The sequence below is a fragment of the Streptomyces mutomycini genome (genome assembly GCF_001700505.1).
Classification (GTDB): Bacteria; Actinomycetota; Actinomycetes; order Streptomycetales; family Streptomycetaceae; genus Streptomyces; species Streptomyces mutomycini.
Genome location: NZ_MAPV01000170.1, coordinates 20998 through 40267 on the forward strand (window position 1 = coordinate 20998; position 19270 = coordinate 40267).

At 69.9% G+C, this 19270-nt stretch carries 23 protein-coding genes; 9 read left to right on the forward strand and 14 right to left on the reverse strand.

Annotated elements, in window-relative coordinates; all coding sequences use genetic code 11:
* Positions 1-69: 69 nt before the first annotated feature.
* Positions 70-207, forward strand: coding sequence for a hypothetical protein (locus BFF76_RS33070; protein WP_167359524.1), 138 nt, complete (start codon positions 70-72; stop codon positions 205-207).
* A gap of 11 nt (positions 208-218) precedes the next feature.
* Here BFF76_RS33070 and BFF76_RS23440 read toward each other — a convergent pair whose 3' ends face one another.
* Positions 219-884, reverse strand: coding sequence for a UbiX family flavin prenyltransferase (locus tag BFF76_RS23440; RefSeq protein ID WP_031098405.1), 666 nt, complete (start codon positions 882-884; stop codon positions 219-221).
* Positions 885-997: 113 nt separating this feature from the next.
* On the opposite strand from BFF76_RS23440, the gene BFF76_RS23445 reads away from it, so the two are divergent.
* Positions 998-1603, forward strand: coding sequence for a rhomboid family intramembrane serine protease (locus tag BFF76_RS23445; protein WP_065849008.1), 606 nt, complete (start codon positions 998-1000; stop codon positions 1601-1603).
* 9 nt (positions 1604-1612) lie between these two features.
* Here BFF76_RS23445 and mqnP read toward each other — a convergent pair whose 3' ends face one another.
* Positions 1613-2524, reverse strand: coding sequence for a menaquinone biosynthesis prenyltransferase MqnP (mqnP, locus tag BFF76_RS23450; protein WP_065848998.1), 912 nt, complete (start codon positions 2522-2524; stop codon positions 1613-1615).
* A complete protein-coding gene (locus tag BFF76_RS23455; RefSeq protein ID WP_031098394.1) occupies positions 2521-3978 on the reverse strand; it encodes a menaquinone biosynthesis decarboxylase in 1458 nt (485 codons plus the stop codon). Before BFF76_RS23455 ends, mqnP begins: the two co-directional genes overlap by 4 nt.
* Positions 3979-4067: 89 nt before the next feature.
* Between BFF76_RS23455 and BFF76_RS23460 the strand changes: the two genes are divergently transcribed.
* The gene (locus BFF76_RS23460) at positions 4068-4490 is read left to right on the forward strand and encodes a PLD nuclease N-terminal domain-containing protein (protein WP_053928894.1); all 423 of its coding nucleotides are present in this window, start codon (positions 4068-4070) and stop codon (positions 4488-4490) included.
* Between the two features lie 32 nt (positions 4491-4522).
* Here BFF76_RS23460 and BFF76_RS23465 read toward each other — a convergent pair whose 3' ends face one another.
* On the reverse strand, positions 4523-4963 hold the full coding sequence (locus BFF76_RS23465; protein WP_031098390.1) for a MarR family winged helix-turn-helix transcriptional regulator: 441 nt from the start codon (positions 4961-4963) through the stop codon (positions 4523-4525).
* A 175-nt stretch (positions 4964-5138) separates the two neighbouring features.
* Between BFF76_RS23465 and BFF76_RS23470 the strand changes: the two genes are divergently transcribed.
* A complete protein-coding gene (locus tag BFF76_RS23470) occupies positions 5139-5834 on the forward strand; it encodes a type 1 glutamine amidotransferase domain-containing protein (RefSeq protein ID WP_053928895.1) in 696 nt (231 codons plus the stop codon).
* Complete coding sequence (locus tag BFF76_RS23475; RefSeq protein ID WP_065848999.1) at positions 5831-7156, forward strand: aldehyde dehydrogenase family protein; 1326 nt, start codon at positions 5831-5833, stop codon at positions 7154-7156. Before BFF76_RS23470 ends, BFF76_RS23475 begins: the two co-directional genes overlap by 4 nt.
* Before the next feature lie 57 nt (positions 7157-7213).
* Here BFF76_RS23475 and ccsB read toward each other — a convergent pair whose 3' ends face one another.
* From ccsB to hemL, 7 genes are all read right to left on the reverse strand, one after another.
* Positions 7214-8296 (reverse strand): c-type cytochrome biogenesis protein CcsB, encoded by a 1083-nt coding sequence (gene ccsB, locus BFF76_RS23480; protein WP_065849000.1) that lies wholly within the window; start codon positions 8294-8296, stop codon positions 7214-7216.
* On the reverse strand, positions 8293-10005 hold the full coding sequence (gene resB / locus BFF76_RS23485; RefSeq protein WP_053928898.1) for a cytochrome c biogenesis protein ResB: 1713 nt from the start codon (positions 10003-10005) through the stop codon (positions 8293-8295). The genes ccsB and resB overlap by 4 nt, the downstream gene beginning before the upstream one ends.
* 6 nt (positions 10006-10011) lie before the next feature.
* Positions 10012-10776: a cytochrome c biogenesis CcdA family protein gene (locus BFF76_RS23490; protein WP_031098378.1), complete on the reverse strand. Its 765-nt coding sequence runs from the start codon at positions 10774-10776 to the stop codon at positions 10012-10014.
* Between the two features lie 4 nt (positions 10777-10780).
* Positions 10781-11386: a TlpA family protein disulfide reductase gene (locus BFF76_RS23495; RefSeq protein ID WP_031098376.1), complete on the reverse strand. Its 606-nt coding sequence runs from the start codon at positions 11384-11386 to the stop codon at positions 10781-10783.
* Positions 11387-11453: 67 nt separating this feature from the next.
* Complete coding sequence (locus tag BFF76_RS23500) at positions 11454-12707, reverse strand: polysaccharide deacetylase family protein (protein WP_065849001.1); 1254 nt, start codon at positions 12705-12707, stop codon at positions 11454-11456.
* Between the two features lie 173 nt (positions 12708-12880).
* Complete coding sequence (locus BFF76_RS23505) at positions 12881-13579, reverse strand: histidine phosphatase family protein (RefSeq protein WP_053928900.1); 699 nt, start codon at positions 13577-13579, stop codon at positions 12881-12883.
* A complete protein-coding gene (gene hemL / locus BFF76_RS23510; RefSeq protein ID WP_079122471.1) occupies positions 13576-14883 on the reverse strand; it encodes a glutamate-1-semialdehyde 2,1-aminomutase in 1308 nt (435 codons plus the stop codon). The genes BFF76_RS23505 and hemL overlap by 4 nt, the downstream gene beginning before the upstream one ends.
* A 293-nt stretch (positions 14884-15176) precedes the next feature.
* Here hemL and BFF76_RS23515 point away from each other — a divergent pair, with 293 nt between their 5' ends.
* Complete coding sequence (locus BFF76_RS23515) at positions 15177-15764, forward strand: hypothetical protein (protein WP_078850736.1); 588 nt, start codon at positions 15177-15179, stop codon at positions 15762-15764.
* Between the two features lie 151 nt (positions 15765-15915).
* Here BFF76_RS23515 and BFF76_RS23520 read toward each other — a convergent pair whose 3' ends face one another.
* Complete coding sequence (locus BFF76_RS23520) at positions 15916-16269, reverse strand: hypothetical protein (protein WP_031098369.1); 354 nt, start codon at positions 16267-16269, stop codon at positions 15916-15918.
* A gap of 101 nt (positions 16270-16370) precedes the next feature.
* Here BFF76_RS23520 and BFF76_RS23525 point away from each other — a divergent pair, with 101 nt between their 5' ends.
* The 3 genes from BFF76_RS23525 to BFF76_RS23535 all read left to right on the forward strand — a co-directional run bounded on the left by BFF76_RS23525 (position 16371) and on the right by BFF76_RS23535 (position 17740).
* On the forward strand, positions 16371-16724 hold the full coding sequence (locus BFF76_RS23525) for an STAS domain-containing protein (RefSeq protein WP_031098368.1): 354 nt from the start codon (positions 16371-16373) through the stop codon (positions 16722-16724).
* 187 nt (positions 16725-16911) lie between these two features.
* The gene (locus tag BFF76_RS23530) at positions 16912-17283 is read left to right on the forward strand and encodes an ATP-binding protein (protein ID WP_053928930.1); all 372 of its coding nucleotides are present in this window, start codon (positions 16912-16914) and stop codon (positions 17281-17283) included.
* Positions 17284-17371: 88 nt separating this feature from the next.
* The gene (locus BFF76_RS23535; RefSeq protein WP_065849002.1) at positions 17372-17740 is read left to right on the forward strand and encodes an STAS domain-containing protein; all 369 of its coding nucleotides are present in this window, start codon (positions 17372-17374) and stop codon (positions 17738-17740) included.
* Positions 17741-17759: 19 nt separating this feature from the next.
* Here BFF76_RS23535 and BFF76_RS23540 read toward each other — a convergent pair whose 3' ends face one another.
* Together BFF76_RS23540 and BFF76_RS23545 are read right to left on the reverse strand one after the other, a co-directional pair.
* Positions 17760-18185 (reverse strand): STAS domain-containing protein, encoded by a 426-nt coding sequence (locus tag BFF76_RS23540; protein ID WP_065849003.1) that lies wholly within the window; start codon positions 18183-18185, stop codon positions 17760-17762.
* Complete coding sequence (locus BFF76_RS23545; protein ID WP_065849009.1) at positions 18182-19267, reverse strand: cobalamin B12-binding domain-containing protein; 1086 nt, start codon at positions 19265-19267, stop codon at positions 18182-18184. The genes BFF76_RS23540 and BFF76_RS23545 overlap by 4 nt, the downstream gene beginning before the upstream one ends.
* Positions 19268-19270: the final 3 nt, after the last annotated feature.

The following is a 19270-nucleotide window of genomic DNA, read 5'->3' on the forward strand; positions in this document are numbered from 1 at the left end:
AGGGTCAAACCCTGTAAATCTTTCTCATCATCCAAAAAATACTTTCGAATCTTCAGGAGTGACTTCACCGTGTACACGCTCGAGATGGCCTACGCCCGGATGCGCGAGATGCAGGACCTGGCCAACCGCTCGCGTGCCCACCAGCCCGCCGCCACCCGCCCGGCCGACCGCACCCGCACCCCGCGGATGAGCCGCAAGAAGCGCTGACCCCCACCGGCTCAGCTCCGGGAGGCGCCACCGAGCTCCCCCTCCCACCGGCGGTACAGCTGGTGCGGCACTCCCGCCGCGTCCAGCACCCGCCCGGCGACGAAGTCCACCAGATCCTGGATGTGCGTCGCCCCCGCGTAGAACGCCGGAGAGGCGGGCAGCACCACGGCGCCCGCCTCGTCGAGCGCGACCATCTGCTTCAGCGTCGAGCCGCTGAGCGGGGTCTCGCGTACGGTCACGACCAGCTTCCGCCGCTCCTTGAGCGTCACGCTCGCGGCCCGCTGGAGCAGATCCTTCGAGAGTCCGAGCGCCACCCCGGCCACGCACGCAGTCGACGCCGGGACGATCAGCATCCCCTTCGCCGGGTACGACCCCGAGGAAGGCCCGGCCGCCAGATCCCCGGCCGCCCAGTGACGCACTGGGCCGATGTCGGGCCGGAAGGTGTCCGGCTTCCCGTCGGCTCCCCGCGCCAGCCAGCTCCGCAGGTCCTCCTGCCAGTGGGCGTCACGGAAGGCGATCCCCGTCTCGTCCAGCAGCGTCAGCCGTGAGGCACGGCTGACCACCAGATCGACGCTCTCCCCTGCGGCGAGCAGCCCGCGCAGCACCGAGGCCGCGAAGGGGGTGCCCGATGCGCCCGACACCCCGACAATCCAAGGTCTGCGCTGCTGCTGAGTCATCGAAGTCCCGGCTGTCACACCACCGAGCCTATCCGGCACCCCGCTCCAGGAACTGAGCCAGGCCCTTCGGACGTTGCAACGGATGAGAGAACAGCCATGGACAGGGGGTGACCATGACGGGCACACGCACGAGCGCCACCGCACGGGCCGTGACCGCCGGCGCGGTGATGCTCCTCTGGATCGCGCTGCTGTGGCTGCTGGAGGCCGTCGACACGGCCACGGGCCATTCCCTCGACACCTACGGCGTCAGCCCGCGCGAGCCCGCGGAGCTGGCCGACATCGTGCCGTCCGCGTTTCTGCACAGCGGCTGGGAGCATGTGGCGTCCAACAGCGTCCCGCTGCTCGTCCTCGGCTTCATAGCCGCGCTCGGCGGGACGGCGAGGTTCGCGTCCGTGGTCCTCGTGGTGATCGTGACGAGTGGCCTCGGCGTCTGGATCACCGCACCACCGGACACGGTCACCCTCGGGGCGTCGGGCGTGGTGTTCGGCCTGCTCGGCTATCTGCTGGTCCGCGGCTTCGTGAACCGCAGCCCGCTGGACATCGTCACTGGCGTGGTCGTGGCCGCGGTCTACGGCTCGCTGCTCTGGGGCGTGCTGCCGACCGACTCCGGCATCAGCTGGCAGGGCCATCTCTTCGGGCTCATAGGCGGGGTGGCGGCGGCCTTCCTCTTCCGCAGGCCCCGCCGCCCGCGGGAGCCGAAGGGCTACGTCACGGTGTGAGGCCGCGCGTCACGGTGTGAGGCCGCGCACCAGCAGGTCGAGCAGCGCGCAGGCGAAGAGGGCTATCCCGATGAAGCCGTTGACCGAGAAGAAGGCCCGGTTGAGCCGGGACAGGTCGTGCGGCCGCACGACCCGGTGCTCGTAGACGAAGGCCACGGCGACGATCACCATGCCGATCCAGTAGAAGACCTCCGCGTCCGTCGCCAGTCCGAACCACACCAGCAGCCCGGTCGTCACCACATGGCAGACCCGTGCGCCCCACAGCGCGGCCGGGATCCCGAAGCGCGCGGGGAAGGAGAGCACTCCGTGGGCCCGGTCGGCCCGGACGTCCTGGCAGGCGAAGATCAGGTCGAAACCGCCGATCCAGATGCCGACGGCCAGTCCCAGGATCACCGCGTCCCACGACCAGCTCCCGGTCACCGCGAGCCAGGCGCCGATCGGCCCCATGGCCTGGGCGAGGCCCAGGATCGCGTGCGGGAAGTTCGTGAACCGCTTGCCGTACGGGTAGACGACCATCGGCACGACGGCGACCGGGGCAAGCACCAGGCAGAGGGGGTTCAGCAGGGCCGCGGCGCCCAGGAAGACGACGAGGGCCACGATCGCGCCGGTCCACGCGGACCGCACCGTGACGGCGCCGGTCACCAGCTCCCGGCCCTCCGTCCGCGGATTACGGGCGTCGATCTCCCGGTCGATGATCCGGTTGACGGCCATCGCGAACGTACGCAGCCCGACCATCGCGATGGTCACGAGCAGCAGCGTGCCCCAGTGGATCTTCTCGTCCACCCGGAACATCGCGGTCAGTGCGGCGATGTAGGCGAAGGGCAGCGCGAAGACCGAGTGCTCGATCATCACGAGCCGCAGGAACGCGCGGGACCTGCTGCGCGGCTGCGGGACAGCGGCTGCCGAGGCTGAGGCACTCACAGGCCGTACTCCTTCCACCGGCGGTCGACCTTCGCCGCCGTCTCCGGGTCGGACTCGACCATCTCCGGCCAGCCCCCGTCCCGCGTGTACCCCTCCTCGGGCAGCTTGCGCGTGGCGTCGATACCCGCCTTGCCACCCCAGAACTGCTGGTAGGAGGCGTGGTCGAGATGGTCGACCGGACCTTCGGTGACCGTCAGGTCCCGCGCGTAGTCGGTGTTCCCCAGCGCCCGCCAGGCGACCTCGTGCAGATCGTGGACGTCGCAGTCGGCGTCGACGACCACGACCAGCTTGGTCAGCGACATCATGTGCGCCCCCCAGATGGCGCTCATGACCTTCTGGGCGTGCTTCGGGTACTTCTTGTCGATCGAGACGATCGCGCAGTTGTGGAAGCCACCCGCCTCGGGCAGGTGGTAGTCCACGATGTCCGGGACGATGATCTTGAGCAGCGGCAGGAAGAACCGCTCGGTGGCCCGCCCCAGCGGACCGTCCTCGGTGGGCGGCCGGCCCACGACGATCGACTGCAGCAGCGGACGCTTCCGCATCGTCACGCAGTCGATCTTCAGCGCGGGGAAGGGCTCCTGCGGGGTGTAGAAGCCGGTGTGGTCGCCGAAGGGCCCCTCGGGCAGCATCTCACCCGGCTCGAGCCAGCCCTCGATGACGACCTCCGCCTGCGCGGGGACCTGGAGGGGGACGGTCTTGCAGTCGACCATCTCGATCCGCTTGCCCTGGACGAAGCCGGCGAAGAGGTATTCGTCGATGTCCCCGGGCAGCGGCGCCGTGGAGGCGTAGGTGACCGCGGGCGGCGCACCGAACGCGATGGCGACGGGCAGCTTCTCACCGCGCCGGGCGGCGACCTGGTAGTGGTTGCGGCTGTCCTTGTGGATCTGCCAGTGCATCCCGATGGTGCGCTTGTCGTGGCGCTGCAGCCGGTAGAGCCCGAGGTTGCGGATTCCCGACTCGGGGTCCTTGGTGTGCGTGAGGCCCAGGTTGAAGAAGGAGCCGCCGTCCCCGGGCCAGGTGAAGAGCGCGGGCAGTTGGTCGAGGTCCACGTCGTCGCCGGTCAGGACGACTTCCTGGACGGGTGCGCTGTCGGACTTCACCTTCTTCGGCGGCAGGTGGGTCACCGCGCCGAGCTTCCCGAACGCCTCACGGATGCCGACGAACCCCTGCGGCAGTTCCGGCTTGAGGAGGCCGCCGATCTTGTCGCTGATCTCGGCGTAGGACTTCAGCCCGAGTGCCTTGAGCAGCCGCCGGTCGGTCCCGAAGACGTTCATGGCCAGGGGCATGGAGGCGCCCTTGACGTTCTCGAAGAGAAGCGCGGGGCCGCCCGCCTTGTTCACCCGGTCGACGATCTCGCCGACCTCCAGATAGGGGTCGACCTCGGCCTTGATGCGCTTGAGATCGCCCTCGCGCTCCAGAGCCCGGAGCAGGGAGCGAAGATCGTCGTAAGCCATAACGTTCAGTATCGGACACCGGCTACCCTGGGCCCGTCACCGGGGGCGGTCAGTGCGCCTCCTCACCTCACCTCGGGAGATCTTGCACCATGCTCAGGGCCCTGATCTTTCTTCTGCCGCTGGCGCTGACGATCTTCGCGTTCATCGACTGTCTGAACACGCCCGAGGACGAGGTGAAGCACCTGCCGAAGGTGGCCTGGGTCTTCATCATCCTGCTGTTCTGGATCGTCGGACCGATCGTCTGGCTCGCCGCGGGCAAGGTGCGCAGCACGCGCGGCGGGGGCCGCACCCCCTCGCAGTGGCAGCGCGGGCGCCGCACCACGTGGGTGGCGCCCGACGACAACCCGGACTTCCTCAAGTCGCTGAAGGACGACAACGAGAAGGACGGGAGCAAGAAGGACGAGTCGCTCCTCGACGACCGGGAGGCGGACCTGCGCCGCCGCGAGGACGAGATCAAGCGCCGCGAGAGCGGCACCGGTCCTGATGACCAGGCCCCGCCGACCGCCTCCTGAGGCCCTGCTCACGGCGTCATGGCGTCGAGCCGTCATGACGACAGCAGGCGCCCCAGCCGGTCGAGCAGGGGCAGCAGCGCCGTGCGCTCCTCGGGGGTGAGGGCCTCCAGGGCGCCGTGCACCACGCGCATCTCGGCGCGGATGCGATGCGCCAGCTCGGTGCCCTCCGCCGTGCGGGAGGCCACCTTGGAGCGGCGGTCGCCGGGCGCCGGGGTACGCGTCACCAGGCCGCGGGTCTCCATCCGGCCGATGAGGCCGGTGGCGTTGGACGCGTCGCACACCAGATGACTGGCCAGCGCGCTCATGGGCATGGGCTCGTTGAGGGCGATCAGCGCCCGGGCCTGCGAGGTGCTGAGGCCGTGACGGCCGGCGACGGCGGTGAGGTCGTCGTGGTGGCCGCGTACGACCACTGCGAGGGGTTCCAGCAGTTCGTCCGGCGTAGGGACGGCGCGGGGTGCCGGTTCCGTCGTCATGGTCGGTCATCCTTCGTTCGGTACGCGCGGTCCGGAGGCCCGGACGCTGTCCGCCACGCACCCGCATTCATTTGACATGCTCAACTTTGACCCGTTACATGAAGGGTATTGCTTGAGCATATCAAGCTTAATGTTCACGCGTCTCACGTCTCGCGTCTCGTAGGGAGCACCCCTCATGCCCTCCGTACTCTTCGTCCTCACCGGTGCCGACCACTGGACCCTCAACGACGGCACCGCCCATCCGACCGGCTTCTGGGCCGAGGAGCTGGCCGCCCCGCACCGCGTCTTCGCCCAGGCCGGCTTCGACATCACGATCGCCACGCCCGGCGGTGTCGCCCCCACCGTGGACAGTGCCAGCCTCGCCGCCGAGGCCAACGGCGGCCAGGAGCAGGCCGACGCCGTCGCCTCCTACCTCGCCTCGATCGACGAGACGCTGCGCATCCCGGCCCGGCTGGAGGACGTCGTGCCCACCTCGTACGACGTCGTCTTCTACCCCGGCGGCCACGGCCCCATGGAGGACCTGGCCGTGAGCGAGGTGTCCGGCCGGCTGCTCACCTCCGCCCTGGACTCCGGCGCCCAGGTCGGCGTCCTGTGCCACGCGCCCGCCGCCCTGCTGCCGGCCCGCCGCGAGGACGGCAGCTGGCCGTTCGCCGGCTACCGCATGACCGGCTTCAGCAACGCCGAGGAGACCCAGGCCGGACTCGCGGAAAAGGCGCCCTGGCTCCTGGAGAACCGCCTCGTCGAGCTCGGCGCCGACTACGCGGCCGCCGAGCCGTGGTCGGTGCACACCGTGCACGACCGCAACCTGCACACCGGTCAGAACCCGGCCTCCTCCGAGCATCTGGCACGCGAGATCCTGGCGGCGCTGTGAGCGCCGCCGAGACCGTGCGGGAAGCCCCCGCCGACGTCGTCGCCAGGCTCCGCGCCACCTTCCGCACCGGCCGCACCAGGGACCTCGCCTGGCGGACCGCCCAGCTGACGCGGCTGCGTGCCCTGCTCACCGAGCGCGGCGACGAGCTGGCCGAGGCCCTCCGGGCCGACCTGGGCAAGAGCCGCAAGGAGGCCTACCGGACGGAGATCGACTTCACCGTCCGCGAGATCGACCACACCCTGGAGCACCTGGAGGCGTGGCTGGAGCCCCAGCCCGCCCCCGTACCTGCGGTCCTCGCGGGGGCCACCGCCCACACCGTGCAGGACCCGCTCGGGGTCGTCCTCGTCATCGCCCCGTGGAACTACCCGGTGCAGTTGCTGCTCGCGCCCGTCGTGGGTGCGCTCGCCGGGGGCAACGCGGTCGTCGCCAAGCCGAGCGAGCTGGCGCCCGCGACGTCCGCCGCCGTGGCCCGGCTGCTCCCGGAGTACCTGGACACGGACGCCGTCGCCGTCGTGGAGGGCGCGGTCCCGGAGACCACCGCCCTGCTCGCCGAGCGCTTCGACCACATCTTCTACACCGGCAACGGCACGGTCGGCCGGATCGTGATGGCCGCCGCGGCGAAGCACCTCACACCGGTGACCCTCGAACTGGGCGGCAAGTCGCCCGTGTTCGTGGACCGCGACACGGACCTGAAGACGGTGGCCGCACGGCTGGCCTCCGGGAAGTTCCTCAACGCCGGCCAGACGTGCGTCGCCCCCGACTACGTCCTGACCGACCCGGAGACCGCTCCGGCCCTGGCTGACGCCCTCGCGGCGGCGGTGGAGGGCCTGTTCGGGACGGACGCCTCCGCCAGTCCCGAGTACGGCAGGATCGTGAACGAGCGCCACTTCGACCGGGTGGTGGGCCTCCTGGACTCCGGCCGCACGGTGACGGGCGGCACCCACGACCGGGCCGAGAAGTACATCGCTCCGACCGTGCTCGCCGATGTCGCCCCGGACTCCCCCGTGATGCGGGAGGAGATCTTCGGTCCGGTCCTGCCGATCATCACCGTGGACGGGCTCGACGGCGCCATCGGCTTCATCAACGACCGTGACAAGCCGCTGGCGCTGTACGCGTTCACCCAGGACCCCTCCGTACGCGAACGGCTGCTGACGGGGACCTCGTCCGGCGGGGTGGGCATGGGTCTGCCCCTCGCCCATCTGACCGTCTCGGACCTGCCGTTCGGCGGGGTCGGGGAGAGCGGGATGGGCAGCTACCACGGCCGGTACTCCCTGGAGACGTTCAGCCACCGCAAGGCGGTCCTGGACGTTCCCCTCGGCTGACCGCGCACACGACGGGAGGGCGCGNNCGCGCCCTCCCGTCGTGTGCGGGTGTTCCGGTCAGACTCCCGCGTAGGAGTGCTTGCCGGTGACGAAGATGTTCACGCCGTAGTAGTTGAACAGCCAGCAGCCGAAGGCGGCCAGGGCCAGGTAGGCGGCCTTGCGGCCCTTCCAGCCGGCCGTCGCGCGGGCGTGCAGGTAGGCGGCGTACGCGACCCAGGTGATGAAGGACCAGACCTCCTTGGGGTCCCAGCCCCAGTAGCGGCCCCAGGCGTCGCCCGCCCAGATCGCGCCCGCGATGATCGTGAACGTCCAGAGCGGGAAGACGGCGGCGTTGATGCGGTACGAGAAGGTGTCCAGGGACTTCGCGGCGGGCAGCCGCTCCATGACGGAGGTTGCGAACTTCCCGGGTGTGCCCCCGCTCGCGATCTTGTTCTCGTAGCTGTCGCGGAACAGGTAGAGCAGCGTGCCGACGGCGCCGAGGTAGAACACGGCGCCGCAGATGATGGCGGTGGAGACGTGGATCCACAGCCAGTAGGAGTGCAGCGCAGGGACCAGCTGGTCGCTGTCGGTGTACAGCGTGGTGGTCGCGATGCCGAGGTCCAGCAGGACGGTGGTGACCAGCAGCAGCCCGATCCAGCGGACGTTCTTCCTGAGCGCCAGGAGGGTCAGGTAGGCGCCGACCGCCACGGTGGAGAAGGTGATCGAGAACTCGTACATGTTGCCCCAGGGGGCACGCTGCACCGACAGGGCGCGCGCGACGACCCCGCCCGCCTGGACGGCGAAGGCGACGACGGTCAGGGAGACCGCGATCCGCCCCCAGAGGTCACCCTTGAAGGTGCCGCCGGCGGCCCCGGGGCCGTCCGGGACGTCGCGTGTCCCGGCGGCGGAACGGGTGACGACCTTCGGGCGCTCCAGCACCGTGGTGCCGCCCGCCTGCGCGGCCCGCACCATCACCGGGGAGGCGGCGGTGGACGAGTCCTTCTTCAGCGCGGCGGCCGTGCGGCCCACCTTGCTGCGGCTGCCGAACACCCACTCCGCGATGTGCGCGAAGAAGGCCAGGGTGTAGACGGCCATCGACGAGTAGATCAGCGTGTTGCTGATGTTCGCCAGATTCTCGTTGGTTGCGGCGGCGAGATTCACTTCTCAGCCCCTTCGGCAGGTTCTTCGGCAGGTTGTCCGGGCTCGGTCCCGGGCGCGGGGTCCGGCTCCGGGTCGGGTGCGGTCGGCGCCACGGTGTTGAGGGCGACCGCGAGATCGGCCAGCTCCTCGGGAAGCTTCGCGGACTCGCTGCGGCCGAGGCCCGCCATCTCGACGACGGTGACACCGTCCGGTCCCCGTACGGCCCGCACCCACACCCGGCGGCGCTGGATGAAGAGCGAACCGGCGAGCCCGATGATGGCGGCGACGGCGCCGGTGAGTGCCCAGCCGCTGGCGGGCTGGCGCGAGATCTGGAAGCTGGCCCATTCGTCGACGCCCTCGAAGGTGACCGAACCCGCGCCGTCGGGGAGCTTCATGGTCTCGCCGGGGCGCAGCCGCTTCTTCAGCTTGTCCCCGTTGCTGTCCTTGAACTCCTTCATCTTGGACGTGTCGAGCTGGTAGACGTTCTGCGGCAGCCCGGAGTCGACGCCGAGGCTGCCGTAGTAGCCGTTGAGCGCGAGAACCGGGTAGTCGAGGCCGGGGTACTGCGAGAACATCGTGCCCTGGCCGTCACCGGCGAACGTCGGGACGAAGAACGCCTGGAAGCCCAGCTGGGTCTTCTTGCCGTTCCTGTCCTTGTAGCCGTCCATCACCTTGATCGCACCGGTCGAGGTGACGTTGTTGTCGATGGGCAGCAGGGGCACGGAGGTCCTGTAGACCTCCTTGCCCCGGCCGTCCTTGACCGAGATGACCGGGGCGTAGCCGTGGGCGTTGAGGTAGACCTTCGTGCCGTCGACGGCGAGCGGCTTGTTGACCTCGATGACCTTCTTCTTCGTCTCCCCGTCCGCGCCCTCGGCGTACGTCACCCTGGCCTCGTAGGTCCGGGGCGTACCGCGCTGGGGGCCGCTGCGCTCGTACGTACCGACGAAGTCCTGGAGGTCGAAGCTGAAGGGGGCCAGGTCGTCGTTGTCGAAGAGCGATCCGGACTTGAAGTCGTCGTACTGGGTGATCGTGTTGGCGAAGCCGTCACCCTCGACGATCAGCTTGCCGCCCTCGGACTTGAAGAGCTGCCCGCCGGCGAACGCGACCAGCATGACGATCAAAGCGATGTGGAACAGCAGGTTCCCGGTCTCGCGCAGATAGCCCTTCTCGGCGGCGACCGCGTCACCGGCCATGTCTGAGCGGAAGCGCCGCTTGCGCAGGATGCTGAGAGCGGCCTCTCGGACCTGCTCGGGTCCGGCGTCGGTGCGCCAGGTGGTGTACGCCGGCAGCCGGGTCAGCTTCTTCGGGGCGCCGGGCGGGCGGCCGCGCAGCTGGCCGACGAACTGCGCGGTGCGCGGGACGATGCAGCCGATCAGCGAGACGAACAGCAGGATGTAGATCGCGGAGAACCACACCGAGCTGTAGACGTCGAAGAACTGCAGCTTCTCGTAGACCGGCGTGACCGTGGTGTGGGCCTCCTTGAAGGTCTGCACCTTCAGTTCGTCCACGCTGTTCTGCGGGATGAGCGAGCCGGGGATGGCGCCGAGCGACAGCATGAAGAGCAGGATCAGCGCGACCCGCATCGAGGTGAGCTGCCGCCAGAACCAGCGGGCCCAGCCGATGACGCCCATCGACGGCAGGGAGGCGGCGGACTCCTCGCGCGGGGCGGTGGAGAGCTGATCCCCGGCCTGGCCGAGGTCGCGCTCGTCCGTGGTGTTCGTGTTGCTCATGAAAACTCAGATCCCCACAGTGAAGCCGTCGGACCAGACTTGCATCTCCTGCAGGAGCGCGTCCCAGGCACCCGTCAGCAGGAGTATTCCGGTCACGATCATCATGCCGCCGCCGATCCGCATCACCCACGCGTAGTGGCGCTTGACCCAGCCGAACGCTCCGAGCGCCTTACGGAAGGCGACCGCCGCCAGGACGAACGGGACGCCGAGCCCGATGCAGTAGGCCACGGAGAGCACCGCTCCGCGGCCCGCGGTCCCCTGGTCCACCGCGAGCATGCTGACGGCGGAGAGCGTCGGGCCGAGGCACGGCGTCCAGCCGATCCCGAAGAGCGCACCGAGCAGGGGCGCGCCGGCCAGTCCGGTCACCGGGCGCTTGTGGATGCGGAATTCGCGCTGGGTCATCCAGGGCATCAGGCCCATGAAGAAGACGCCCATCAGGATCATCAGTACGCCGAGGACCTTGGACAGGATCCCGCTGTAGTCCTGCAGGGTCTGGCCGAAGTAGCCGAAGAGCGCCCCGCCGGAGACGAAGACGGCGGTGAAGCCGAGCACGAAGAGAGAGGCGCCCGTCACGGTCCTGCCGCGCCGGCCCTGGGCCAGGTCGGTGCCGCTGACGCCGGTGACGTAGCTCAGGTACCCCGGCACGAGTGGCAGGACGCACGGCGAGAAGAACGAGACGAGACCGCCGAGCAGGGCGATGGGCAGAGCCACCAGCAGCGCACCGTTGAAGACGGTGTCGTTGAAACCGGTTGCCGCGGCCAGCTGGAGCACGGCGTCACTTCTCCGCGATCAGCGGGTCGATCATCTTCCGCAGCTTCTCCGCGTCGAGGGCGGCGAGCGTGCGGGCGGCCAGCTTCCCGTCCCGGTCGACGACCACGGTCGACGGGATGGCCTGGGGGTTCAGCGTGCCCTTCGGGAAGCGCAGGAGCAGCTTCCCGGTCGGGTCGTAGATGCTCGGGTAGGTCACCCCGAAGTCCTCCTCGAAGCTGACCGCGAGGGACTTCTTGGGGTCTCGGGTGTTGATGCCGACGAACTGGACGCCCTGGTCCTCGGTCTCCTTCGAGACCTTCTGGAAGTGCTTGGCCTCGGCACGGCAGGGGCCGCACCACGATCCCCAGAAGTTGAGGACGACGACCTTGCCCTTGTAGTCGGCGATGTCGAGGGACGTGCCGTCCAGGGTCGCCCCGTCGAGCTTCGGCGCGTCGGTGCGTTCGCCCTTGGCGACCGTGGAGATCCCTCCGCTGCCGGTGACGAAGTTCGTGTTGCCGCCACCGCCCGCCTGGCCGCCGTCACCACTGCATGCGGACAGGGTCAGGACACCGGCCACGGCAGTGGCGGCGAGCAGGGTGGAGCGGCGTCGGGGTGCACGGCCAGAGCTCATGTGAAAAGTTTCGCATGGCAGTTCCAGGGATCTTGGGCACCCCCCTCGGTGCCCGTAAAGCCCCTTGTCAAGCCTGTTTAAAGAAGGAGTTCCAGCCACCCGCGGGCGCCTGTCCGACCTGAAGCGTACGGAGCTTCGCGAGTACCGCCGGGTCCTGTACGTCGAGCCAGTCGACGAACTGCCGGAAGGAGACGAGACGCACATCCGGCTTGCCGGCGATGTGTTTGAGCGCGTCCTCCACGGCGTCCATGTAGATGCCGCCGTTCCACTCCTCGAAGTGGTTGCCGATGTAGAAGGGCGCACGGTTCGTCTCGTAGGCGCGGTCGAATCCGGCGACATAGGCCTCGGTGGCCTGGGTGCGCCACCCCGGATAGCGCGAGGGCATGCCGTTGGTCGAATTCTTCGACTGGTTGGCGAGGATGTTGTAGTCCATGGAGAGGACCTCGAAGGTGTGGCCGGGGAAGGGAATGCCCTGCAGGGGGAGGTCCCAGACGCCCTGGCGCTTCTCGGGCCACATCTGCAGGCCGCCGGGCGAGCTCGCGTCGTAGCGCCAGCCCAGCTGCTTCGCCGTGGGCAGGAGGTTGTCCTGGCCGAGCAGACAGGGCGTGCGGGCCCCTGCCAATTCCTTCCGGTAGTCGAACGGCAGCGGCTCGACGTCCTCCCAGCCGGTGTTCGTGCGCCATTCGGTGACGAACGACACGGCCTGGTCGATCTCGCTCCGCCATTGCGCGGGCGTCCAGTCGCCGACCGATCCGGAACCGCCGCAGAAATGCCCGTTGAAATGGGTGCCGATCTCGTGCCCGTCGAGCCATGCCTGACGGACGTACTTCAGGGTCTGCTTGACGTGGTCGTCGGTGAGGTAGCCGATGTCGGAGGCGCCACGGGGGTTGTTGGGCGGCCGGTACAGGGACTTCTTGGACTCGGGCAGCACATAGAGCCCCGAGAGAAAGAAGGTCATCGCCGCGTCGTGTTCCCCGGCGAGTTCGAGAAAGCGGGGAAAGAGCCCGTTGCCGACCTCGCCCGCCCCGTCCCAGGAGAAGATCACGAACTGCGGCGGAGTCTGACCGGGTTCCAGCGGGACGGGGGCCGTGGGCTGGTTCGGCTGCTTCCCGGTGTCCGCCGTGGAACCGTCGCCGATCAGCCTGACGTGTTTCTCGGAGGAGCCGCCGCTGCCGTGCGTCCCCTTGCCTCCGCTGCCGCCCTTCTCGGGTTCCGTTCCACCGCCGCCCGATGACCCGAGGGAGCCGCAGCCGGTCATGGTGAGTGCGGCTGCGGCTCCGAGTCCGGCCCCGAGCAGGCCCCTTCGGTTCATTTCACGCATAGCGTCCCCATCTGCGGTCGTATTACCTCAATGCCATACAAACTGGCGATGGCTTAGATGAGGAATGCAACACGGGGGTTCCGCCGATAATCACAAAAGTTGTCACGTGAACAGACCCTTACAGGTGCTGCACATGACACACAGAAGGGCGGGGCCCCGGCCCCGGCGAGCCCTCAGGCCCCGAAGGCCTTGGACTTCCCCTTGACCGGCTTCGCACCCGCGAGCAGATGCGCAGGCACCAGATCCCGGGCGGGCTCGGTGTACCCGACGGACACGATCTTGTCCCCCTGGTACGTGAAACTCGTCAGCGAGGCCAGGGTGCACTGCCGCTTGCGCGGGTCGTGCCACAGCCTGCGCCGCTCCACGAAGCTCCGCACGATCCAGATCGGCAGCTGGTGGCTGACGCAGACCGCCTCGTGCCCCCGCGCGGCGTCGCGCGCGGCGTCCAGGGCGCCCATCATCCGTACGACCTGATCGATGTACGGCTCACCCCAGGACGGCTTGAAGGGGTTGGTGAGGTGCTTCCAGTTCTCGGGCCTGCGCAGCGCGCCGTCGCCGACCCCGAAGGTCTTGCCCTCGAAGACGTTGGCCGCCTCGATGAGGCGTTCGTCGGTGGCCATTTCCACACTGTGGGACTTGGCGACGGGCATGGCCGTCTCCTGGGCCCGCTCCAGCGGGGAGGCCACGACATGCGTGATGTCGCGGCCCTCCAGGTGCTCGGCGACCCGGTCCGCCATCCGGCGGCCGAGCTCGGAGAGGCTGTACCCGGAGCGGCGCCCGTAGAGCACGCCGTCCGGGTTGTGCACCTCACCGTGGCGCATCAGGTGGACGACGGTGATGTCCTTCTCGCTGTTCCCGGCGTTCCCGTTCATGCGGCGGCCTCCGATGCGGCGCGGGCGGCGGCGGGCAGCGCCGCGGCGATCCGCTCCAGGGCCCGCTCGTCGTGGGCGGTCGAGACGAACCAGGACTCGAAGGCGGACGGCGGCAGGTACACGCCCTGCTCCAGCATCGAGTGGAAGAACGCCGTGAAGCGGAAAGCTTCCTGCTTCTTCGCGTCCTCGTAGTTCCGGACGGGCCCGTCCGTGAAGAAGACGGAGAACATGTTGCTCGCCGCCGACACCGTGTGCGCGACGCCCTCCTTGGTGAACGCCTCGCCGACCAGGGAGCGCAGCTCCGCGGAGACCGCGTCGACCTTCGCGTACGCCGCGTCGTCGAGCAGCCGCAGCTGGGCGAGGCCGGCCGCGGTGGCCACCGGGTTCCCGGAGAGGGTGCCCGCCTGGTAGACGGGACCGGCGGGGGCCAGGTGAGCCATCACGTCGGCACGGCCGCCGAAGGCCGCGGCCGGGAAGCCGCCGCCCATGACCTTGCCGAAGGTCATCAGGTCGGGCCGCACCCCGTCGATGCCGTACCAGCCGGCCTTGGACGTACGGAATCCGGTCATCACCTCGTCGGAGATGTACAGCGCGCCGTTGGCCGCGCAGATCTCCTTCAGGCCCGCGTTGAAGCCGTCCAGCGGCGGCACGACGCCCATGTTGCCCGGCGACGCCTCGGTGATCACACAGGCGATCTCACCCGGCTGTGCGGCGAAGGCGGCCCGGACGGCCTCCAGGTCGTTGTACGGCAGCACGATCGTGTCGCCCGCCTGGGCGCCGGTCACGCCGGGCGTGTCGGGCAGACCGAAGGTGGCGACCCCGGAGCCGGCCGCGGCCAGCAGCGCGTCGACGTGACCGTGGTAGCACCCGGCGAACTTCACGACCTTCGCGCGCCCGGTGAAGCCACGGGCGAGCCGGATCGCGGACATGGTCGCCTCGGTGCCGGACGACACCAGCCGCACCTGCTCGACGGGCTCGATCCGGGCCACGATCTCCTCGCCGAGCGCGACCTCGCCCTCGCCCGGCGTACCGAACGAGGTACCGCGGGCCACCGCGGCCTGGACGGCGGCGATGACCTCGGGGTGCGCGTGGCCGAGGATCATCGGCCCCCACGAGCACACGAGGTCGACGTACTCGCGGCCGTCGGCGTCGGTGAGGTACGGACCCGTACCGGACACCATGAACCGGGGCGTACCGCCCACGGCCCGGAAGGCACGCACGGGTGAGTTCACGCCGCCGGGGGTCACGAGGGACGCACGGTCGAAAAGCGTCTGCGAAATTGGGGCTTCGTATGAATACGCCACTTTGGTCCTGATCTGCGATTCGGGATTCGGGGGGCCTGACCGGGAATTACCGGCCGCCGGTGAGCGGGGAGCGCGCTCTCCCCGTATGAGGCTCGTACAACGAAAGGGCGTCAGTCTCCTCGCGTCTGCGAAACTGGGGCGTCATGGGGAAAGCTCACACATGCCATGGTGTCAGAGCCGTCGACGGTCTTGCGGACAGGTGTTTCACCGCACGCCCGTGGGGGAGGTCACTGACGATGATCGGGTTGCGCGGCGGGGCTGAGTCTCCTAAGAAGTAGTCGGGTGGATGAGATATGCATCGCGGTGGCGGAGTGGGCGAAGGGACCGACGACCTGGGGCCCGAGCCTGCCCGGCGAGGGCGGCACCGGCGGCGCGAGGCCGAGCGCCTGCGGAACGCTCAGGCGGAAGGTGCCGATGGTTCGGGGAGCAGGAGCAGTGGACGGGTGGGGGTGACCTACAAGTACTTCGGAGCCCCTGACGGGGCGACCGCCGCACGCGTGCCCATTTCCATGCGTCCCGAGGAGCTGGGCGGTGACGAGCTGGGCATGGGCGGCATGTTCAGCAAGATCAAGCCCGAGACGGTGGCGGCCATGGTCCTCACCGGCATAGAGGGCATACCCCTGAACAAGGTCCCCCCGCTGGAGCTGGTCGTGCTCCATCCCGACTACGCCGTGGTCAAGCTGCCGATGACGGTGGTCGACCCGCTGCGGGAGGTCGGCGAGGAATCGGTCGGCGCGGCGGCCTTCATCTGGTCCACCGTCCCGGACCGCGGCGGTCCGCGCGACGCGTTCAACGTCTACCAGCTGCTCCACGAGTGGCAGGACTTCTCCCACCGCCTGCATGACGCGGGACACCAGGCGTACTGCCTGGTGTGGCCCTGACCGGGGACTCCCCCGGCGGGGGGCGCGCCCCCGCCGGGACCAGCCGCGGACTCCTGGCGTGGCGGGGCCGGGGACGCCGTCGCCCCGTGGGGCCGGCCGACGTCCGCCGGACCCCAGCCGTAGCCCTAGCGGTCGCCCTCAGTGGTAGCCCTCAGTGGTAGCTGAAGTCACCCACGGTCCAGGCGTCCACGTCCTCGATCGCGACGCGGTACATCCCTCCCGTCTCCGGGATACCCACCGTGCCCTGAAGGATGCGCGCGACGTGGAAGTGCAGGTGGGTCGGCGGCCCGTCCCTGTCCGCACGCCGTGTGAACACGGCCGAGAAGGCGCCCAGGTGGTCCGAGTCGTCCAGGACCTCCGAGACGCGTCGGCTCCACACCGCTTCGGGAGCCAGCCGGCCGGTGATCACGGCTCCGCCGGTGACCACCGTGAGGGACATCTGGTTGCTGCGCCCGGACTCCACCAGTGCGGCGAGGTCAACGAGCAGCTCGTCAGGCTTCGACATGGGAGCGGATTCTATGCACGGACCCGGCGGCACCACCGCCCGGGACTCCCGGAGCACGAGAGGGCCGACGCTCCCCTCGCGCGATGTAGGAAGATATCGCCATGACGGGAGATGATCTGAGCGTAGTCGTCGAGACCGCGCACGACGGGGCCGTACTGATCCGGGTCCGCGGCAGCCTTGACGCGTGGTCGGGCTCCAAGGAGCTGGTCGGAGCGCTGACGGGTGCCGCCAGGGGCGGCGGACGCCGCACGGTGGTGGACCTCTCGGGGGTGGAGTTCGCCGACTCGGCAGGGCTGCACGCCCTGCTGCACGGCCGGCGCAAGCACGGCGAGGCCGGCGTACCCCTGGTGCTGGCAGGGCCGATGACAGCGACCCTGCGACGGCTGTTCGAGGTCACGGGCACGCTCGACGCCTTCGAGGTCGCGGACTCGGTGGAAACGGCGTTCACCTGGTGACCGGAGGCGACCGCCGCGGCCCTCTCGCGGGCGGATGGTGTGACCTGCGGCCCACCGGGCAGTCGGAGAGTGCATGAACGGGGAGAAGGAACATCCGGTGTACGGCACGAGCCCGGGGCGCGGCCCGGGAGACGCAGGCCCAGGCGCCGCACCGTCAAGGGCGGCTCCGGCGGGCGGGCCGGCCTCCGTGCCCCGCAACGCGGCGGCAGCGCGCGAGACCGTCACGCGCCTCCTGGCGTCCCGGATCCACGGACCGGCCGGGGAGGGCCTGGCGGAGGTCGTCGTCTCCGACGCCCTCCTGGTGACCTCCGAACTGGTGACCAACGCCTTCCGGCACGGGGGAGGGCTCACGGGCTTCACGGCCGAACTCACGGGCGAGGGTCTCCTGCTGGCCGTGGCGGACGCCAGCACGGACGCGCCCGTCGCCTCCCCCCACCCGCCGCGGACAGCCCATGTCGGAGGCTACGGCTGGCCGTTGGTGTGCCGTCTGGCGGAGCGGGTGTCCATCACGTTCCATCCCGGCGGCAAGCGCATCGTCGCCCTGATAGCCCTGGCCTGACCACCTGCGGAAAGCCGCCGCACGGGGACACCCCCGACGCGGTCGAGCCCCGTCGGCGCGGCCCGGCGCGCTTGGCATAATCTGCGGCATGTCCAGTCCGCCTCCGCCGCCGCATCCCGGATCCGTACCGGCGCGGGCCCCTGTGGCCGCCGAGTTCGAAAGCGACGGCTGCTGGGTCCTCCAGGCGCGCGGAGACCTCGACAGCGATACCGTCGACCCGCTGTTCCTCGCCATGTGGGAGGCAGCCGCCAGTCACGACGTCGTCGTACTGGACACCGCCGCGGTCACGTTCGCGGACTCCACTTTCCTGAGCCTGCTCATCCAGGTGCACCAGCAGACGGAACTGCGCATAGCCGCTCCGGGGACGACTCTGCGGCGCCTGCTCGGCACCGCCGGCGTCGACCACCTCCTGGACTGCTACAGCACCCTTGAGGAAGCCCTGGCCGCTCCCCGCTGAGCGGTCCGGCCTGCGCCGCTCAGCCCGAGGGCGTACGGGGCGGAAGCCCGTACATCGCCGGGGCGGCCGGCCCCGAGCCCTCGTCCGCGTGCGCCTGCTCGGGCTGTTCGTCCGCCGCGGTCGTCTCGAAGAGGTGGCGGATGCCCGTGACCGCGAGGATCCGCTCGAGGAACGGCGGCGGGGCGTCCAGGTGGAGGCGTACGCCGCGCGCGGCACAGCTCCGGTGGATCAGGAGCAGCGTGGAGACCCCCATGGAATCGCACACCCGCAGGTCCGCGCAGTCCAGGTGCAGGTCGTCCGGGCCGTGCGCGCCGAGACATGCCTCTGCCTTCGCGGCGAGCTCACCGCTGGTGTCGTAGTCCAGGTCGCCGCCGATACGCAGGCGTACCGTCCGGGGTCCGGCCTCGACGGCCACCGTGATGAGCGGGTGGGGCAGAGCTGTCATGCAGGGGCTCCGGAGTTGTGACCGGCCGACGCCAGCGTGGCGTCCAGCGCGAGACGGGCATGATCGAGCAGCCGGACGCTGCGGGGGAAGTCCTGGAGTTCGGCTGCGAGAACGTCCAGGACGGGGAGGATGGACCTGGCGGGAACGGAACGGGCGGTGAGGATGCCCGCCGTCCAGTCCAGGAACGTCGGGAGCAGATCGTCGTCGTCGGTGTAGAGGCCGACCGCGAGATGGTCCACGATGTGCGCGATGTCCTCGGCGGTGTGCTCCCTCTGCTGGGACGTGTAGGCGTTCATCGCCGGGAAGCGCTGCTCCAGCTGGGTCAGGACCTCGCGGACGAGCTGCCCCTGGCTGCGGGCGACGTAGGTGTACTCCTGATCGGCCAGGTGCGGCAGATCGTCCACCTGTGTGCGGCCGATGGCCAGATCCGGGGCGGGGATACCGTCCGCGAGCAGCCGGACGGCGGTGCGCGCGTCGGGCGCCCAGGCGTTGGCGCCCAGCAGGCGCGCGTAGCGTCCGTCGGGCCCGAAGGCGGCTCCGCCCGCCAGGACGGGAACCCCCACGGCCTGGCAGGCGGTGATCGCCGCGTGCGCGGTGGGCAGCCGGGTGCACAGGGACGAGGAGAGCGCCACGGTCTCCGCACCGCTGGTGTGCAGGTGCGCGATGAGGTGCGGGGTGGGGACCTGGGCGCCGAGGAAGTCGACGCCCCAGCCGCGCAGCGTGAGGACCTCCGCGAGCAGACGGGCCGGCAGCACGTGCCATTCCTTGTCGACACAGGCCACCGTGATCCTGCCCGGCCGCGGCACCCGCCGGGTGGACGGATGGCGCGCGAGGGCCGCGATGACCCGCTCGGCTATCGCACTGGCGGCGTGCTCCTGCGCGACGGTGAGGCGGTTGGCCGCCCACTCGGTGCCCACCTTCGCCTGGACCGGCGCGATGACGTCCAGGAGGACGGTCTCCGCGTCCGTCCCGGCGTCCAGCGCGGCGAGGACGACGCCCGCGGCGGCGTGTTCGTCCCGGTCGGTCACCGCGGCCCACAGCTGGTCCCGCAGCGCCTCGCAGTCGTCCGTACCGGTGGTCATGAC

Excerpts from the sequence above, each read along its gene's own strand:
- BFF76_RS23440 (WP_031098405.1), bottom strand. The coding sequence starts at position 884 with ATGACTCAGCAGCAGCGCAGACCTTGGATTGTCGGGGTGTCGGGCGCA.
- BFF76_RS23445 (WP_065849008.1), top strand. The coding sequence starts at position 998 with ATGACGGGCACACGCACGAGCGCCACCGCACGGGCCGTGACCGCCGGC.
- BFF76_RS23455 (WP_031098394.1), bottom strand. The coding sequence starts at position 3,978 with ATGGCTTACGACGATCTTCGCTCCCTGCTCCGGGCTCTGGAGCGCGAG.
- BFF76_RS23460 (WP_053928894.1), top strand. The coding sequence starts at position 4,068 with ATGCTCAGGGCCCTGATCTTTCTTCTGCCGCTGGCGCTGACGATCTTC.
- BFF76_RS23465 (WP_031098390.1), bottom strand. The coding sequence starts at position 4,963 with ATGACGACGGAACCGGCACCCCGCGCCGTCCCTACGCCGGACGAACTG.
- BFF76_RS23470 (WP_053928895.1), top strand. The coding sequence starts at position 5,139 with ATGCCCTCCGTACTCTTCGTCCTCACCGGTGCCGACCACTGGACCCTC.
- resB (WP_053928898.1), bottom strand. The coding sequence starts at position 10,005 with ATGAGCAACACGAACACCACGGACGAGCGCGACCTCGGCCAGGCCGGG.
- BFF76_RS23495 (WP_031098376.1), bottom strand. The coding sequence starts at position 11,386 with ATGAGCTCTGGCCGTGCACCCCGACGCCGCTCCACCCTGCTCGCCGCC.
- BFF76_RS23500 (WP_065849001.1), bottom strand. The coding sequence starts at position 12,707 with ATGCGTGAAATGAACCGAAGGGGCCTGCTCGGGGCCGGACTCGGAGCC.
- BFF76_RS23505 (WP_053928900.1), bottom strand. The coding sequence starts at position 13,579 with ATGAACGGGAACGCCGGGAACAGCGAGAAGGACATCACCGTCGTCCAC.
- BFF76_RS23515 (WP_078850736.1), top strand. The coding sequence starts at position 15,177 with ATGCATCGCGGTGGCGGAGTGGGCGAAGGGACCGACGACCTGGGGCCC.
- BFF76_RS23520 (WP_031098369.1), bottom strand. The coding sequence starts at position 16,269 with ATGTCGAAGCCTGACGAGCTGCTCGTTGACCTCGCCGCACTGGTGGAG.
- BFF76_RS23525 (WP_031098368.1), top strand. The coding sequence starts at position 16,371 with ATGACGGGAGATGATCTGAGCGTAGTCGTCGAGACCGCGCACGACGGG.
- BFF76_RS23535 (WP_065849002.1), top strand. The coding sequence starts at position 17,372 with ATGTCCAGTCCGCCTCCGCCGCCGCATCCCGGATCCGTACCGGCGCGG.
- BFF76_RS23540 (WP_065849003.1), bottom strand. The coding sequence starts at position 18,185 with ATGACAGCTCTGCCCCACCCGCTCATCACGGTGGCCGTCGAGGCCGGA.
- BFF76_RS23545 (WP_065849009.1), bottom strand. The coding sequence starts at position 19,267 with ATGACCACCGGTACGGACGACTGCGAGGCGCTGCGGGACCAGCTGTGG.